The 2,199-nt window shown below is 68.4% G+C and carries 2 protein-coding genes; both read right to left on the reverse strand.

Translation table 11 applies throughout. The features are described 5' to 3' along the window. Positions 1-69: 69 nt before the first annotated feature. Complete coding sequence (locus Q8Q88_RS03585) at positions 70-492, reverse strand: copper-binding protein (RefSeq protein ID WP_305673829.1); 423 nt, start codon at positions 490-492, stop codon at positions 70-72. Positions 493-528: 36 nt separating this feature from the next. Beyond that, positions 529-2,199: efflux RND transporter permease subunit (locus Q8Q88_RS03590; protein ID WP_305673830.1), on the reverse strand; the 1,671-nt coding region annotated here is incomplete at its 5' end.

The raw sequence follows: 2,199 nt of genomic DNA on the forward strand, positions 1-2,199 counted from the left end.
GAGACGGACATCTCGCCACGTAGAGACGCGTCCCTGAGACGAACAACAATCGCCCCAGGGACCGCAGGCCTATTGAGGCCGCACCGCCGTCATTTCGCCGGCTCCACCGGCGAGCTTGAGATCGAACGCGACCTTGTCGCCGACCTTGACGGTGTCGAGCAGGGCGGGCGGCGTCGCCTTGAACGCCATGGTCATGGCCGGCCAGTTGGCTTCCGGGATCGGCTCATGATCCAGGGTGACAGTCCCGGCTTTCTTGTCGATCGCCGTGACGGTCCCCTTGCCCTTGGCCATAGTCGCAGCGCCGCTCATGTCCATCTTCGACATGTCGCCGGATTTCGCCATGTCGGCGGACACCGCCGCGCCCGACGCCGGGGTCGCGGCCGCCGGCATGGCCTCGGCGGGGGCCGCCGCGGCCTCCTTCTTTGGTCCACAGGCGGCGAGGGCCAGGGTCAGGGCGAGCGCGCCGGCCGTGGCGTAGGGTAGAGCTCTCATGATGGTCTCCTTTGGGTCTGAGAGGCTGGTGTGAGATCAGGGCCGCCGTGACTTGGGGCGGCGCATGAGGAAGAAGGCGGCCGGGATGACCAGCATCGACAGCAAGGGCGCCGTCAGCATGCCGCCGATCATTGGGGCGGCGATGCGGCTCATCACCTCGGAGCCGGCGCCGTGGCCGACAAGGATTGGCGCCAAGCCGGCCAGGATCACCGCGACCGTCATGGCCTTCGGCCTGACGCGCAGCAGCGCGCCTTCGCGCACCGCAGCCTCGACATCGCCGGCGGTCGGGCTGGGTCCACGCTCGGCGAGCGCATGCTTGAGGTAGATCAGCATCACCACGCCGAATTCGGCCGAGACCCCGGCCAGGGCGATGAAGCCGACGCCGGTGGCGACCGACTGGTGGTAGCCCAGGAGGTAGAGCGCCCAAATCCCACCGGTCAGCGCGAAGGGCAGCGTCGCCATGACCAGGACCGCCTCGTCCAGGCGGCGGAAGATCACGTAGAGCAGGACGAAGATGATCAGCAGCGTCGCCGGCACGACGATCTTCAGGCGTTCGATGGCGCGCTGCAGATATTCGAACTGGCCGGAATAGGCGATCGAAACGCCCGGCGAGAGCTTCACGTCCTTGGCGACGGCGCGCTGCAGGTCCTGGACGACGGCGTTCAGATCGCGGCCGCGCACGTCGATATAGACCCAGGCCGAGGGCCGGGCGTTCTCGGTCTTCAGCATCGGCGGGCCGTCGGCGATCTCGATCTTCGCCACCGTGCCCAGCGTGATCTGCTGGCCCGCGGGCGTCAGAACCGGCAGGCTTCGCAGGCCTTTCAGGCTGTCGCGGATCTCGCGCGGATAGCGCACATTGATCGGGTAGCGGGCCAAGCCCTCGACGGTCTGGCTGACCGTCTCCCCGCCGATCGCACCGGAGACGACCTGCTGAACGTCGGCGATGTTGAGGCCGAAGCGAGCCGCGGCGGCGCGGTCGATGTCGACGTCGACATAGCGCCCGCCCGTCAGGCGTTCCGCGAGCGCCGAGCTGACGCCTGGCACGGTCTTCGCGACGGTTTCCACATCGCGGGCGATGCGGTCGAGCTGGGCGAGATCGGCGCCCGACACCTTTACCCCGATCGGGCTCTTGACGCCGGTCGCCAGCATGTCGATGCGGTTGCGGATCGGCGGCACCCAGACATTGGCGAGGCCCGGAACCTTCACCGTCCGGTCCAGCTCCTCGACCAGCTTGTCGGGCGTCATGCCGGGACGCCACTCAGCTCGCGGTTTGAACTGGATGGTGGTCTCGAACATCTCCAGCGGCGCCGGGTCGGTGGCGCTTTCGGCCCGGCCGGCCTTGCCGAACACACTCTTCACCTCCGGCACGGTCTTGATCAGCCGGTCGGTCTGCTGCAGCAGTTCGCCGGCCTTCCGCGCCGAGAGGCCCGGCAGGGCCGAGGGCATGTAGAGTAGGTCGCCCTCGTCCATGCTCGGGATGAACTCGCCGCCGAGCTGGCTGAGCGGCCAGGCGGTGGTGGCGAAGGCCAGGACGGCGATGAGCAGGGTCGCCCTGGGCTTGCGCATCACCCAGTCCAGCCCCGGCTTGTAGGCCGCGGTCAGCCAGCGGTTCAGGATGGTGCTGACTTCGCGTGGGATGCGCCCTCGGCTCAGGTAGCCCATCAACACCGGCACCAGGGTCACCGACAGGATCGCCGCCCCGGCCAT

Origin of the sequence: Phenylobacterium sp., assembly GCF_030697925.1 — a bacterium.
Taxonomy (GTDB): Bacteria; Pseudomonadota; Alphaproteobacteria; order Caulobacterales; family Caulobacteraceae; genus Phenylobacterium.

Bases quoted from the DNA above. Each gene is read 5' to 3' on its own strand.
- Q8Q88_RS03585 (WP_305673829.1), bottom strand. From the start codon at position 492: ATGAGAGCTCTACCCTACGCCACGGCCGGCGCGCTCGCCCTGACCCTG.